This is a genomic window from Niveispirillum fermenti, assembly GCF_048066175.1.
GTDB classification, from domain to species: Bacteria; Pseudomonadota; Alphaproteobacteria; order Azospirillales; family Azospirillaceae; genus Niveispirillum; species Niveispirillum fermenti.
Genome location: NZ_JBLTXA010000008.1, coordinates 164,159 through 178,511, shown reverse-complemented (window position 1 = coordinate 178,511; position 14,353 = coordinate 164,159). Strand labels below are relative to the sequence as shown.

The following is a 14,353-nucleotide window of genomic DNA, read 5'->3' as shown; positions in this document are numbered from 1 at the left end:
GCCGGCGGGGCGGCTTTCCAGTCAGAGGAAAACCGCTCCAGCATGGAGAATGTCCCCTGGTATCCGCGCCGACGGGCACGGCGGCGGCACGAATGAAGGCGGGACCTGTTTGCCGGCGATGCCGACAGGCCCCGGCGCCGGTCAGCCCAGCCCCTTCTGCCCCATGTCCAGGAATTTCTGCCGGCGGTTCAGGCGCAGGGTGGGGCCGTCCTGGCCGCGCACGCTTTCCAGCGCATCCTCGATCGCGTTGCCCAGGGCCGTGATCGTCTCGTCCCGCCGGCGATGGGCGCCGCCGATGGGCTCCATCACCACGCGGTCGATGACGCCCAGTTCCTTCAGGTCCTGGGCCGTCAGCCGCAGGGCCTGGGCCGCGTCGGCAGCATTGGTTGCCGAGCGCCAGAGGATGGACGCGCAGCCTTCCGGCGAGATCACCGAATAGATGGAATGTTCCAGCATCAGCACGCGATCGGCCGCGGCGATGGCGATGGCCCCGCCGGACCCGCCCTCGCCGATGATGGTGGACACCATGGGCACGGTCAGGCGCAGACAGCTTTCGATCGACTTGGCGATGGCCTCCGCCTGGCCACGTTCCTCCGCCGACACGCCGGGGAAGGCGCCGGCCGTATCGACCAGCGAAATGACGGGCAGGCCGAACCGGTCGGCCATGGCCATCAGGCGCTGGGCCTTGCGATAGCCTTCGGGCTTGGCCATGCCGAAATTATGCTTCACGCGGCTTTCGGTATCGTTGCCCTTCTCCTGCCCGATCACCACCACGGACCGGCCGCGGAAACGGCCCAGCCCGCCGATGACGGCCCGATCCTCCCCGAACAGCCGGTCGCCGGCCAGCGGGGTGAAGTCGGTGATCAGCGCCTCGACATAGTCCAGGCAGTGCGGCCGATTCGGATGGCGCGCCACCTGAACCTTCTGGGCCGGTGTCAGCTTGGCGTAGGTGGAGCGCAGCAGCTTGTCCACCTTGTCCTGCAGCTTCTTCACCTCGTCGGCGATGTTCAGATCGCCGCCATCGGCAAGATGGCGCAGTTCCTCGATCTTGGCTTCCAGCTCCGCGATCGGCTTTTCGAATTCCAGGAAATGCATCGAATTGATGGTTCCGCCCTTGGCACTGAAGCGGGCTGATTAGCACGAGATGGGCGGGAGGGCCATAGTGTGCATGAGTGTGCATGCGCAAGGGTGGGCTGAAGGGGGAGCCCGAGCGGCCCCGAAAGCCACCGCCACCGGCCTTTCCCCGTCAGTCCAGCAGCCGCACCGGATCACCGGCCCGGATCGCCCCGCCGGCTTCAACCCTGGCATAGACACCGCAGACCACATGGTCGAACCCGCTTTTCAGCGCCTTCAACAGGGCCATGTCGCGCTCGCCCGTGGTGGGGTTGACCTCCACCGCGGCACAGCGCGTCGTGGTCTTGAAGACGGACAGCACCGTATCACCGACGGCGATGCGCCGGCCCACCCAGCCCATCTCTGCCCAGGGTGCCAGGCCCGACAGGTGCAGGTTGGCGCGGAAGCGCAGCGGATCGACAGGGCGCTGCGTCACCCGCCCGATATCCTTCACCGATGCCAGATTCAGCAGCGACACGGCCTTGTCCGGGATGTCGGTGAAATTGTGGCCGGGGCTTTCCACCAGCTTGTACGGGCCGGGCACGGCCGCACCGGCCATGTAGGCCGACAGGAACTGGTCGATCAGCAGCCGGCCCGTGGCCGTGTCGATGCGGCCGCGCGCCACGCGCTTGCCCCCGCGCCGCAGTTCGAGGACACAGGTTTCCGGATCGAACACGGCCTGCAGCGTCGCCAGCTTCTCGTCCCGCAGCAGCACCAGGAAATTGGTCTTGGGTTTCCAGGCCGGTTCCAGCGGATCGAACTGCGTCGCCCGGTGCAGGATGGCGAAACGCCGGTCATGCGGCAGGCAGCCGCCCGGCGTCAGGGTGGCATGGTCCAGCGTCTGGGCCGTCAGGCCCTTGACCGGGAAATAATGGATGGCATCGAGCGTCGCGGACATGATGGGACGAAGGATAATCCGCCCGGCGGTCACGGCGCAACCATCACAATGGGTCCGAACCGGTAATTCGGTTTCATGAAACGGCCGATCGCCCGGTAATCTCAGAACAGACCCAACTGTTCGGCCGGCAACACGGCCCCTTCGATCCGCAGCAGGGCCAGCTTCGTCGCCACCCCGCCGGGGGCCGAGAAGCCACCCGCACCGCCGGCCGCCGCCATCACCCGGTGACAGGGCACCACGATGGGCCAGGGGTTGCGCCCCAGCGACTGTCCGACCGCGCGCGGCACCGTGTGCGGCGGCATACCGCCCAGGACCGCCGCCGGCATGCGCCGGCCCACCTCGCCATAGGTCAGGGTGCGGCCCGGCGGGATGGCGCGGGCGATGGCATAGACGGCGCGGTCGAAGGGGCTGGTTTGCGCCATGTCCAGGCCTATTTCCAGCAGGTCCCGGCGCTCCCCCGCCAGCAGGGCGCGGATGCCGGCGATGGCCGCCGCCGCCGTCTCGTCCGGCTGCCCCGCGACGGCACCGGGCACGGCCTTGCGCAGGCGGCCCGCCAGATCGCCCCCTTCCACGGCCGGCAGGCGCACACCCAGCAGCCCATACGGCCCCCAGGCAATGGCACAGGTGCCGACAGGCGTGTCGAACAGGTGAAGGAAACGGCCGGTCATGGGGGGCAAGCATAACCGCTGCAACTTTCCGCGTCACCGGGCCTTGCGCCCCTTCAGGCCATCTCCCACATCCATATCGATCCTCCCGGATCGCACTTTGACGTGGATCATCGCATTCATCGGGCCCAGCGGGGACGATGGGGCAATGTTGGGGAGCATGCAGGATTATGGATTTCAAGAACTACACCGAACGCGCCCAGGGTTTCATCCAGGCCGCCCAGGGGGCCGCCCTGCGCACCGGCCATCAGCAACTGACGCCTGAACATCTGCTGAAGGCGTTGCTGGAGGACCAGGAAGGCATGGCCGCCAACCTGATCGCCAGCGCCGGCGGCGACCCGGCCAAGGCCAATGCGGCCATCGACGCCGCCCTGCGCAAGCTGCCCAAGGTGGAAGGCGGCGGCGGGGCGCAGCTTTACGTGACGCGCGAGCTGGCCCGCACCTTCGACCAGGCGACCGAACTGGCCAAGAAGGCCGGCGACAGTTTCGTGACGGTGGAGCGGCTGCTGCTGGCCCTGGCGCTTTCGGCCGGCACCGACGCCGCCAAGGCGCTGGCCGATGCCGGCGTGACACCGCAGAAGCTGAACGAGGCCGTGAACGCGCTGCGCAAGGGCCGCACGGCCGACAGCGCGTCGGCCGAACAGGGCTATGATGCGCTGAAGAAATATGCCCGCGACCTGACCCAGGCCGCGCGCGACGGCAAGCTGGACCCCGTCATCGGCCGTGACGAGGAAATCCGCCGCACCATCCAGGTGCTGGCGCGGCGCACCAAGAACAATCCCGTGCTGATCGGTGAGCCCGGCGTGGGCAAGACCGCCATCGTGGAAGGGCTGGCGCTGCGCATCGTCAATGGCGATGTGCCGGAGGGGCTGAAATCCAAGCAGCTTCTGTCGCTGGACCTGGGCGCGCTGGTGGCCGGGGCCAAGTTCCGCGGCGAGTTCGAGGAGCGGCTGAAGGCCGTGCTGTCGGAGATCCAGTCGGCGGCCGGCGAGGTCATCGTCTTCATCGACGAGTTGCACACCCTGGTCGGGGCCGGCAAGGCCGATGGCGCCATGGATGCGTCCAACATGCTGAAGCCCGCACTTTCCCGCGGTGAACTGCATTGCGTGGGCGCCACGACGCTGGACGAATACCGCAAGTATATCGAGAAGGACGCGGCCCTGGCCCGCCGGTTCCAGCCCGTCTTCGTGGCCGAGCCGACGGTGGAGGACACCATCTCCATCCTGCGCGGCCTGAAGGAGAAGTACGAGCTTCACCATGGCGTGCGCATCACCGACAGCGCCATCGTGTCGGCCGCCACCCTTTCCAACCGCTACATCACCGACCGGTTCCTGCCCGACAAGGCCATCGACCTGATCGACGAGGCGGCAAGCCGCCTGCGCATGGTGGTGGATAGCAAGCCCGAAGCCATCGACGAACTGGACCGCCGCATCATCCAGTTGAAGATCGAGCGCGAGGCCCTTCGCCGGGAGACCGACCAGGGGTCGAAGGACCGGCTGGAGAAGCTGGAGGTCGAACTGGCGGAACTGGAGCAGAAGTCCGGCACCCTGACGGCCCAGTGGCAGGCGGAGAAGGACACGCTGACCGGCGCCCAGAAGCTGAAGGAGGAACTGGACCGTGCCCGGGCCGAACTGGAACAGGCGCAGCGGTCCGGCGACTGGGCGCGGGCGGGTGAGATCACCTATGGCCGCATTCCCGACCTGGAAAAGCGCCTGACCGCCGCGGCGGAGGCCAGCCAGCACCGCATGCTGAACGAGGAGGTGCGCGACCAGGACATCGCCGCGGTGGTCAGCCGCTGGACCGGCATCCCCGTCGACAAGATGCTGACGGGCGAGCGGGAGAAGCTGCTGCGGATGGAGGAGAAGCTGGCCGGGCGCGTCATCGGGCAGCAGGAGGCGGTGGTTGCCGTCGCCAATGCCGTCCGCCGGTCGCGCGCCGGGTTGCAGGATCCCAACCGCCCCATCGGCAGCTTCCTGTTCTTAGGTCCGACGGGCGTCGGCAAGACGGAACTGACCAAGGCGCTGGCCGAATTCCTGTTCGATGACGAGACGGCGATGGTCCGGCTCGACATGTCCGAATATATGGAAAAGCACGCGGTCAGCCGCATGATCGGCGCGCCGCCAGGCTATGTCGGCTATGACGAGGGCGGGGCGTTGACGGAGGCCGTGCGCCGCCGGCCCTATCAGGTCGTGCTGTTCGACGAGGTGGAGAAGGCCCATCCGGATGTCTTCAACATCCTGCTTCAGGTGCTGGACGACGGGCGCCTGACCGATGGCCAGGGCCGGACGGTGGATTTCCGCAACACGCTGATCATCATGACGTCCAACCTGGGGTCGGAATTCCTGGCCAACCTGCCGGACGGGGAGGATAGCGGTGCCGCGCGGGCCCAGGTGATGGAGGTGGTGCGCGGTGCCTTCCGGCCGGAATTCCTGAACCGGTTGGATGAGATCCTGATCTTCCACCGGCTGTCGCGCGCCAACATGTCGGGCATCGTGGAGGTGCAGCTGGCCCGGCTGACAAAGATGCTGGCCGACCGCGACCTGGGGCTGGACCTGACCCCGGCCGCCAAGGAATGGCTGGCCGACAAGGGATACGACCCCGTCTATGGCGCCCGCCCCCTGAAGCGCGTGATCCAGCGGGAACTGCAGAACCCCCTGGCCAGCCGCATCCTGGAAGGCAAGGTGCTGCCCGGCACGCCCGTGCAGGTGGATGCCGGCCCCGACGGGCTGACCATCCAGGGCGAGCCGGTCCATGGCCCCATGCCGGCACCGGGCGAATCCGCCTGGGGTCAGTCACGGCCAGGCACACTGCATTGACGGCTGCGGGCCAACCCGTGGCGCGCTGACAGCCTCGGGCTGAAACGGCCCTGGCCGGTCAGGCTGTCTGACATCAACGGTCGAAATATTTGACCGTTGATGTCGGCGGCGACTGCCGCCGCGCGGTACGTGCCGCGCAAGGCCCCGGTGATCCGCGTGATCACCGGGGCCTTTTGCTGTCCGTATCGCCTCAGCGCGCGGGGAAATCGGCCTCTGCATGCGGATTTACAAAATTTACAACATCACACGAATTGGCATTACAACATGTGACAGCAATACTATTTTACGTTTCTGGCCATATTGATCATTTTCTGTCGCGGGCTCATGTTCATCTCAACAGCGCTGCACTGCACACCAAGCCCGGCCCCCGGCCCCCAAGGTGGCAGACAAGGACAAGCAGCCGTTCAGAAACCAATTGAGAGCCCCACCAGGCCAGGAGTTACCTTCCATGTCCCCGCTTGATCAGACCCAGAGCATCGATCTCGCCGCCGTCCACGCCAAGCGCTATGAAGGCATCAAGCGCGATTTCACGGCCGAGGATGTGCGCCGCCTGTCCGGCTCCGTGAAGATCGAATATACCCTGGCTGAAATGGGCGCCCGCCGCCTGTGGGAACTGCTGCACACGCGGCCCTATGTCCACACGCTGGGCGCCTTCACGGGCAATCAGGCTCTCCAGCACGTCAAGGCCGGCCTGGAAGCCATCTATCTGTCGGGCTGGCAGGTCGCGGCCGACGCCAACCTGGCCGGCCAGATGTATCCCGACCAGTCGCTGTATCCCGCCAACTCCGTCCCGGCCGTCGTGAAGCGCATCAACAATGCCTTCCAGCGCGCCGACCAGATCCAGACGGCCGAGGGCAAGGGCGACACCTACTGGTTCGCACCGATCATCGCCGATGCCGAGGCCGGTTTCGGTGGCCCGCTGAACGCCTTTGAACTGATGAAGGGCATGATCGAGGCCGGTGCCGCCGCCGTTCACTTCGAGGACCAGCTGGCTTCCGAGAAGAAGTGCGGCCATCTGGGCGGCAAGGTGCTGATCCCGATCCAGCAATTCATCCGCACGCTGAATGCCGGCCGCCTGGCCGCCGATGTCTGCGGCACCTCCACCCTGGTCGTTGCCCGCACGGATGCCGAGTCGGCCCAGCTGATCACCAGCGACATCGACGAGCGTGATCATCCGTTCATCGACCGCAACGACCGCACGCCGGAAGGCTTCTTCCGCATCAAGAAGGGTGTCGGCGTCGATTACTGCATCGCCCGTGCCCTGGAATACGCCCCCTATTCCGACCTGATGTGGTGGGAAACCAGCAAGCCGAACCTGGACGATGCCCGCCGCTTCGCCGAGGCCGTCCACAAGAAGTTCCCCGGCAAGATGCTGGCCTATAATTGCTCGCCCTCCTTCAACTGGAAGGCCAACCTGGACGACGCGACCATCGCCAAGTACCAGGCAGAGCTGGGCGCCATGGGCTACAAGTACCAGTTCGTGACCCTGGCGGGCTTCCACAGCCTGAACCTGGCCACCTTCGAACTGGCCAAGGGCTACAAGGAACGCGGCATGGCCGCCTATTCGGAGATGCAGCAGCGGGAATTCGCCGCCGCCGACCAGGGCTTCACCGCCGTGAAGCATCAGCGCGAGGTGGGCACCGGCTATTTCGACGCGGTGGCCGTGGCCATCTCCGGTGGCACGTCCTCCACGACCGCCATGAAGGACAGCACCGAGACCGACCAGTTCCATTGATCGGTCCCCGGATCCCTCGGTGACCGGGGGGTCCGGACCAGCACTTCGATCCGCCAACCTTCCTGAACGGGGTGGCGGGTCTGCCGGGGGTGGGGGCTGCATCCTTCCCACGGCGCTTGGCCCCAGGGCCGGAACCTTTCCGCCTTCCTTCGCGCTGGATGGGAGGAGGCGGCGGAAAGCCGGCGGACGGCGCGATGGATCGCCGACACCGTCCGGATCGTCCCGGCCAGGGGGCCCTTTCAGGCTGCTCTCTTTCAGACTGATGACATGGCAACGGCACCGCTTCTCCCGCGCGACAAGGGAGAGGCGGTGCCGTTGCCATGTCCGGTGTCATGTCCTGTCCGCCAAGTCTGCCCCATCGCCCTTTCCGGCCTGTCGCATATCTTCAAGAATGCCCGCCGCCCTTCTGGCATCAAGGGGGTTCCCATGACAGGAGCCCCCCGATGATCTTCCGCTACACCATCCTTTATGTCGATGACGTCGCCGCCAGCATCGATTTCTTCACCCGTGCCTTCAGCCTGGAGAAGGGGTTCGTGCATGAAGGCGGGGATTATGGCGAGTTGGCGACGGGTCACACCAAGCTCGCCTTCTCCTCCACAAGCCTGATGCGGCAACTGGGCAAGGACCCGGCCCGCCCCTCCCGTCGTCAGCCCTGTTTCGAAATCGCGCTGGAAACTGATGACGTGGCCGGCGCCCTGCGGCGTGCCCTGGCGGCCGGTGCCGTGCTGGAAAAGGATGTGCAGGAGATGCCCTGGGGGCAGACGCTGGCCTATGTCAGCGACCCCAACGGCTACCTCATCGAAATCTGCTCCCCGGTCCAGTTGCCCAGCCCCGGTTGAGCCAGAAGGCCCAGTTCGGCCCGGCGACGGCTCAGGCGGGCCGGCGTCAGGCCGAACCAGCGGGTGAATTCCCGGGTCATGTGGGCCTGATCGCTGTAACCAAAGGCACAGGCGATATCGGCCAATGACCGGTCGGGACCCAGACTGGCCGCCGCCCGGCGCGCCCGGCCCAGCAGACGCCAGAAATCCGGCGGCGGCAGGCCCAGCCCGGCCAGTCGCCGCTGCAGGGTACGCGGCACGACACCGGCCTGGCGCGCCACCTCCGCCCCCGTGCCGCATGACTGCGCCAGGGCATCGATCACCTGTTCCATCTCCCGGTCGGCCGCGACACCGCTTTCCAGCAAGGCGCCGATCCCGGCCGCCTCCCCCCGCGTTTGGGCCGCCGCCACCACCCGCCGGAGAAGCAGCGGGTCCGGGACCATGCCGGGCCGCAGGCGGAACCCGGCCATCTGCGTGCCGGCCGCGACGCGCACAGCCCGCGGCCCCGTGTCCCAGTCGGTCAGGGATACCCGCTGCCGTCCGTCCGGCCCGGTCGTGACCAGCAGGTCCCGGCACCCGTCGGGCAGGATGATGGCGGCCCCTTCCGCCTCCCAGCAATGCGACCAGCCGACATGATGCATTTGCGCGCGCCTTCCCCTTCCCCGCAACCGTCCGGGGACCGATCTCCCCTCTTGACGGAGTTCCATATTTGAGATTAATTCCCATTTATGGAACAGAACATCGATACGATCGACAGCCGGCTGGCCGCGCGGCTGTCGCAACTGCGCCGGGACGCGGGCTGGACGCTGGACGATCTGGCCGGCCGCAGCGGCGTGCCCAAGGCGACATTGTCGCGCCTGGAACGGGGGGAGACAAGCCCCACGGCCAGCCTGCTGGGCCGGCTCTGCGCCGCCTATGGCCGGCCCATGTCGCGCCTGCTGGCGGAGGTGGAGGCGGAGCCGGCGCTGCTGGTGCGCGCGGCCGACCAGCCGGTCTGGACCGACCCGTCGACAGGCTTCGTGCGCCGGTCCCTGTCACCCCCGGCGGCCGGGATGGAAACGGAGATGATCCACGGCACCCTGCCGCCCGGCACCGTCATCGATTACGACGCCCCGCCCGTGCCCGGCCTGGAACAGCATATCTGGCTGCTGGAAGGCCGCCTGGAATACCGGCTGGACCAGACGGCCTGGCGGCTGGAACCGGGGGATTGCCTGCGGTTCCGGCTGTATGGCGCCTCCCGCTTCACCAGTCTGGGCGAAGGGCCCGCCCGTTACATCATCGCCATCACCCGCCCCTGAGGGGACATCCCATGTCGTTCGACATCATCCAGGCGGACCGCACATCCTTTGCGGCCGCGATACCCGAACTCGCCCTGATCCTGCGGGATTGCGTCATGAACGGCGCCGCGGTCGGCTTCATCCCGCCGCTGGACCTGGATGCCGCCGCCGCCTTCTGGCAGGCGCAGGCGTCCCAGGTGGCAGCGGGGGAGAAGCTGATCCTGCTGGCCGTGACGCGGCAGGAAGCACGCACCGTCGGCACGGTCACCCTGGCCCTGGCACCGCAGGTCAATGGCAGCCACCGGGCGGAGATCGCCAAGATGCTGGTCCATCCCGATGCCCGCCGGCAGGGCATCGCCTCTGCCCTGCTGCGGCGTGCGGAGGAGGTGGCGCGCGGGGCGGGCAGGCGCCTGCTGGTGCTGGACACGCGCCAGGGCGACGATGCCGGGCGGCTCTATGCCCGCCTGGGCTGGCAGAGCTGCGGCATCATCCCGGATTATGCCCTGAATGGCGATGGGACCAGCCATGCCACGCATGTCATGTACCGCCAACTGCCGGGGCCCGTACCGGGCCTGACGGTTGAAGCGACCGACCCGGCCCAGCCAGAGGCCGCCGGCCTGCTGGACGCCCTGTCGGCCGACCTGGGCCGGCGCTTCGGCAGCGACGGGCGGGCCGGCTTCGCCGGCTAATACTATTTTGCGGTGACCAGAACCTATTGGTTCTGGTCACCGCCCTCAATTGCCGGCGCCAACATTCGTTGGCTTGGCTACGCCGCACGAGCGGCGCGGCGGCGGTCGCCGCCGGACCAACTTGCGATGAGTTCTACTCATCGCAAGTTGGTATTAGGCATCGGCCCTGCCGGCCCGGCGCCTGTTCGCCCTGGCCCACCTGGAGGGCCGGGCCGTGGGCTGCGGGGCGCTGCTGCCCTTCGCGGACGATACGGGGGAGATCAAGCGGATGTATGCCGAGCCCGGCAGCACCGGGGTGGGGGCCGCCCTGCTGGCCTTCCTGGAGGATGGCGCGCGCGCCATGGGCCTTCGCCGGCTGGTGCTGGAAACGCGCTGGGCCAACGACCGGGCCGTCGGCTTCTACCGCCGGCATGGCTATCACCTGACCGACAATTACGGCCCTTATGCCGGGCGCCCCTGGTCGGCCTGCTTCGCCAAGCCCCTGCAGCAGGCGCCGGCCGGCGCTATCCGTTGACGCCGGCCGGCGTGCGCGGTCAGGATGGCGGCTTGCATCCACCGCGGGGAAAGGGTTGGCGATGGCACGGTTGAAGGATCGGGTGGCCCTGATCACAGGGGCCGGAAATGTGATCGGCCGGGCCGTGGCGATGGCCTTCGCACAAGAAGGGGCCCATCTGGTCCTGCATTACGACGAGGAAGGACAGCGGACCGCCGTCGGGGACCTAGCACGGGAGGCCGAGCGGGCCGGTGCCCGCGTGCTGGCCCTGCAGGCCGACATCACGGGAACCAACGGCGCCTATGAACTGGTGGAAGGGGCCGTCACGGGCCTGGGCCGTGTGGATATCCTGATCAACAATGCCGGCCTGCGCCCGGCCGTCACCTTCATCGACACGACGGCCGAGCAGTTCGACACGGTGATGGCCGCCAATGTCCGGTCGGCCTTCATGGTGACGCGCATGGTGCTGCCATTGATGTTCGCCCAGAATTACGGCCGCATCGTCACCACGGTGTCGGATGTGGCCTATCACGGGGCGCCGGGCTATACGCTGTATGGTGCCGCGGCCGGCGCGCTGCTGGGCTTCACCCGCAGCCTGGTGCATGATATCGGCCCCCGCGACGTCACGGCCAATTGCGTGGCGCCGGGCGCCATCGATCCCAAGCCGACCTCTGGCACCGCGCTGGCAGGGGTGGAGGCGGTGCGTCGCGCCCTGCCCAGCCAGCGGCTGGGCCAGCCTGCCGATGTGGCGCCGGCCTATCTTTTCCTGGCATCGGACGAGGCACGGCACATGATCGGCCAGTGCATCAGCCCCTGCGGCGGCGCCGTCATGCTGTGATGCCCTTCCCCCGCCGGCGAAACCCGCCGGGGAATGTTGAAAAGCCGAAGGGCCGCCCCGTCACCGGATGCGGCCCTTCGTCATGCCAGATGGCGGGGGAGCCGGTCGCCCGGTCCCCCCCCCCCAACCGGGGATCAGTGCAGGTTCGCCCACACGCGGCGCTTGGCCGCGTACATGATGCCCGCGAAGATCACCAGGAAGATCATCACCATCATCCCGACGCGGCGGCGCTCCTCCAGCTTGGGCTCGGCGGCCCAGGCCAGGAAGGTCGTCACGTCATGTGCCTGCTGGGCCGCCGTAGCCGGCGTCCCATCGGTATAGGTGATGCCATTGTCGTACAGCGGCTGTGCCATGGCGATGGCATGGCCGGGGAAGTACTGGTTGTAGGCCAGACCGGACGGCAGGTCGAAGCCGGCGGGGGCATCGGTGTAACCGGTCAGCAGGCCATAGATGTAATCTTCGTGATGGGCACGGGCCTTCACGATCAGCGACAGGTCCGGCGGGGCCTTGCCGCCATTGGCGAAGGCTGCGGCCTGCTTGTTGGGGAACGGGTTCTTGAACCGGTCGGCCGGCAGGCCGGGCCGGGCGAACATCTCGCCCTCGTCATTCGGGCCGTCGGTGATTTCCACCGACGCCGCGATGGCCTTCACCTCTTCCTCGGTGAAGCCGACTTCCTGAAGGTTGCGATAGGCCACCAGATGCAGGGAATGACAGGCCGCACAGACTTCCTTGTAGACCTGCAGACCGCGCTGCACGGACGCATAATCATAGCCCTTGAAGAAGGACAGGAAGCTGTTGACCCCGCCATGGCCCCAGTTCTGGGCCGGCGGCACGGGGGCGTCGCCGGCAGCCTGGGCGCCGGCCGTCAGGCCGGCAATGGACAGAACGCCTGCGGCGATCAGGGTGCGAAGACGACGCATCAGGCCTTCTCCATCGTTTGAGCGGTAGAGCCGGCGGCGGTCTTGCCACCACCCAGGACAGCCTGGGCGATGCTGTCCGGCAGCGGCAGCGGCTTCTCGATCCGGCCGATGATGGGCAGGGCCAGGAAGAACGCGAAATACATCACGGTGCCCAACTGGCCGATCCAGACATAGGGCGGCTCGGCCGGCTTGCCACCGGCATAGCCCAGCATGATGAAGGCCGGCACGAGGCAGAGCAGCACCCACCACTTGTAGATCGGGCGGAACCGGGCCGAACGGACCGGCGAGGTGTCCAGCCAGGGCAGGAACAGCATGATGGCGATGGAACCGAACATGGCCAGCACGCCGCCCAGCTTGGCGGGGATCAGCACCACGTCGGTGAAGGGCAGCCCGATGGAGAAGGTGATGGAGCGCAGGATCGCGTAGAAGGGCAGGAAGTACCATTCGGGCACGATATGCGCCGGCGTCACCAGCGGGTCGGCCGGAATGTAATTGTCCGGGTGGCCCAGCAGGTTCGGGGCAAAGAACACGAAGCCGGCGAAGAAGATCAGGAAGATCGTCAGGCCGAAAATGTCCTTCGTGGTGTAGTAGGGATGGAACGGCACCGTGTCCTGCGGACCCTTGGGCTCGATGCCCAGCGGGTTGTTGGAACCGGTCATGTGGAAGGCGGCGACGTGCAGCACGACGACGCCCAGCAGCACGAACGGCAGCAGGTAGTGCAGCGCGAAGAAGCGGTTCAGCGTCGGATTGTCGACCGAGAAGCCACCCCACAGCAGGGTCACGATGCTGTCGCCCACCACCGGGATGGCGGAGAACAGGTTCGTGATCACCGTGGCGCCCCAGAAGGACATCTGGCCCCAGGGCAGCACATAGCCCATGAAGGCGGTGCCCATCATCAGCAGCAGGATGATGACGCCGAAGATCCACACCAGTTCACGCGGGGCCTTGTACGAGCCGTAATAGACACCGCGGAAGATGTGGATATAGACGACGATGAAGAACATCGACGCGCCGTTGGCATGGATGTAGCGGATCATCCAGCCCCAGTTCACGTCGCGCATGATGCGCTCGACACTGTCGAAGGCCAGTGCCGTGTTGTTCGTGTAATGCATCGCCAGCACGATGCCGGAAACGATCATCGTCACCAGCACGAACATGGCCAGCGCGCCGAAGTTCCAGAAATAGTTGAAATTGCGCGGAGTCGGGAAAACCCCGTACTCCTTGCTCATCATCGTGAAGATCGGCAGGCGCTGGTCGATCCAGTTCACCACCGGGTTCTCGAAATTGGATTGTGGGGCGTGAGCCATTTGGCACTCCCTGACTGGATCTGTTCTTAGCCGATCTTGACGCGGGTGTCGGTCAGGAACGTGTATTCCGGCACATGCAGGTTGGCCGGCGCGGGGCCCTTGCGGATACGGCCCGACGTGTCGTAGTGCGAGCCATGGCAGGGGCAGAACCAGCCGCCATACTCACCCTTCGTCTCGCCCGAGGAAGTGCCCAGCGGAATGCAGCCCAGATGGGTGCAGACCCCGACCAGCACCAGCCAGTTATCCTTGCCCGCCGTCACGCGGTCCTGGTCGGCCTGCGGATCGATCATGTCCGCCGGCTGCACGGCGCGGGCGGTGTCGATCTCTTCCTGCGTGCGGTTGCGGATGAAGACCGGCTTGCCGCGCCACATGACCTTGATGGCCTGACCGGTCTGGATCGGGGCCAGGTCGACCTCGACACTGGCCAGCGCCAGCGTATCGGCGGCCGGGTTAAGGCTGTGGATGAAGGGCCACAGGGCGGCGGCACCACCAACGCCACCCATGGCGGCGGCAGCCAGATAGATGAAATCGCGGCGGGTCTGGCCGTCGCCCGCATGCATGGTGTCCGCCATACCTCTCTTCTCCTCAAAGAGCGAACCGGGCGATGGCCCCCACCGGGCCGCCGCCCAAGACTGGAACGACTTGTTGTGACCCGGCGGGGGCCGGGCACGAATAGGCTTGTCCGCCGGCCTGGCCATCCCCATCTGCAGCGCCAGCATGTCCCATCGGGGATGGTCATGGCGGCAGCCTGTTGAAAAGGCCAACACGAACGGAGCGGCCGAAG

14 protein-coding genes are annotated in these 14,353 nt (G+C 67.0%); 7 read left to right on the top strand and 7 right to left on the bottom strand.

The window, feature by feature from the left end; genetic code table 11:
• Window positions 1–141 precede the first annotated feature (141 nt).
• From ACM9LZ_RS10990 to ACM9LZ_RS10980, 3 genes are all read right to left on the bottom strand, one after another.
• A complete protein-coding gene (locus ACM9LZ_RS10990; RefSeq protein ID WP_416619461.1) occupies window positions 142–1,095 on the bottom strand; it encodes an acetyl-CoA carboxylase carboxyltransferase subunit alpha in 954 nt (317 codons plus the stop codon).
• 151 nt (window positions 1,096–1,246) lie between these two features.
• Entirely contained in the window at window positions 1,247–2,011 is a 765-nt protein-coding gene (locus ACM9LZ_RS10985) for an MOSC domain-containing protein (RefSeq protein WP_416619459.1), read from the bottom strand.
• Window positions 2,012–2,112: 101 nt separating this feature from the next.
• Window positions 2,113–2,679, bottom strand: coding sequence for a methylated-DNA--[protein]-cysteine S-methyltransferase (locus ACM9LZ_RS10980; protein WP_416619457.1), 567 nt, complete (start codon window positions 2,677–2,679; stop codon window positions 2,113–2,115).
• A gap of 167 nt (window positions 2,680–2,846) precedes the next feature.
• On the opposite strand from ACM9LZ_RS10980, the gene clpB reads away from it, so the two are divergent.
• From clpB to ACM9LZ_RS10965, 3 genes are all read left to right on the top strand, one after another.
• Window positions 2,847–5,492 (top strand): ATP-dependent chaperone ClpB, encoded by a 2,646-nt coding sequence (clpB, locus tag ACM9LZ_RS10975; protein WP_416619455.1) that lies wholly within the window; start codon window positions 2,847–2,849, stop codon window positions 5,490–5,492.
• Between the two features lie 448 nt (window positions 5,493–5,940).
• A complete protein-coding gene (aceA, locus tag ACM9LZ_RS10970) occupies window positions 5,941–7,227 on the top strand; it encodes an isocitrate lyase (protein ID WP_416619453.1) in 1,287 nt (428 codons plus the stop codon).
• Between the two features lie 443 nt (window positions 7,228–7,670).
• Complete coding sequence (locus ACM9LZ_RS10965) at window positions 7,671–8,066, top strand: VOC family protein (protein ID WP_416619451.1); 396 nt, start codon at window positions 7,671–7,673, stop codon at window positions 8,064–8,066.
• Here the strand turns inward: ACM9LZ_RS10965 and ACM9LZ_RS10960 are convergent.
• Window positions 8,018–8,686, bottom strand: a complete 669-nt coding sequence (locus ACM9LZ_RS10960; protein ID WP_416619449.1) for a helix-turn-helix domain-containing protein — start codon at window positions 8,684–8,686, stop codon at window positions 8,018–8,020. The two genes, ACM9LZ_RS10965 and ACM9LZ_RS10960, sit on opposite strands and share 49 nt — an antisense overlap.
• An 87-nt stretch (window positions 8,687–8,773) precedes the next feature.
• Between ACM9LZ_RS10960 and ACM9LZ_RS10955 the strand changes: the two genes are divergently transcribed.
• The 4 genes from ACM9LZ_RS10955 (at window position 8,774) to ACM9LZ_RS10940 (ending at window position 11,342) form a co-directional block, all read left to right on the top strand.
• Window positions 8,774–9,343 (top strand): helix-turn-helix domain-containing protein, encoded by a 570-nt coding sequence (locus ACM9LZ_RS10955; RefSeq protein WP_416619447.1) that lies wholly within the window; start codon window positions 8,774–8,776, stop codon window positions 9,341–9,343.
• A gap of 11 nt (window positions 9,344–9,354) precedes the next feature.
• Window positions 9,355–10,011: a GNAT family N-acetyltransferase gene (locus ACM9LZ_RS10950; RefSeq protein ID WP_416619445.1), complete on the top strand. Its 657-nt coding sequence runs from the start codon at window positions 9,355–9,357 to the stop codon at window positions 10,009–10,011.
• A 166-nt stretch (window positions 10,012–10,177) separates the two neighbouring features.
• Window positions 10,178–10,525, top strand: coding sequence for a GNAT family N-acetyltransferase (locus tag ACM9LZ_RS10945; RefSeq protein ID WP_416619561.1), 348 nt, complete (start codon window positions 10,178–10,180; stop codon window positions 10,523–10,525).
• 61 nt (window positions 10,526–10,586) lie between these two features.
• On the top strand, window positions 10,587–11,342 hold the full coding sequence (locus tag ACM9LZ_RS10940; RefSeq protein ID WP_416619443.1) for an SDR family NAD(P)-dependent oxidoreductase: 756 nt from the start codon (window positions 10,587–10,589) through the stop codon (window positions 11,340–11,342).
• A 134-nt stretch (window positions 11,343–11,476) separates the two neighbouring features.
• On the opposite strand, the gene ACM9LZ_RS10935 is transcribed toward ACM9LZ_RS10940, so the two are convergent.
• The 3 genes from ACM9LZ_RS10935 to petA are packed head-to-tail and all read right to left on the bottom strand — an operon-like array spanning window position 11,477 to window position 14,141.
• Window positions 11,477–12,262 carry a cytochrome c1 gene (locus ACM9LZ_RS10935; protein WP_416619441.1) on the bottom strand — a complete coding sequence of 262 codons (786 nt, stop codon included), beginning with the start codon at window positions 12,260–12,262 and terminating at the stop codon, window positions 11,477–11,479.
• Window positions 12,262–13,569, bottom strand: coding sequence for a cytochrome b (locus tag ACM9LZ_RS10930; RefSeq protein ID WP_416619439.1), 1,308 nt, complete (start codon window positions 13,567–13,569; stop codon window positions 12,262–12,264). Before ACM9LZ_RS10930 ends, ACM9LZ_RS10935 begins: the two co-directional genes overlap by 1 nt.
• A 26-nt stretch (window positions 13,570–13,595) precedes the next feature.
• Window positions 13,596–14,141 (bottom strand): ubiquinol-cytochrome c reductase iron-sulfur subunit, encoded by a 546-nt coding sequence (gene petA, locus ACM9LZ_RS10925; protein ID WP_416619437.1) that lies wholly within the window; start codon window positions 14,139–14,141, stop codon window positions 13,596–13,598.
• Window positions 14,142–14,353: the final 212 nt, after the last annotated feature.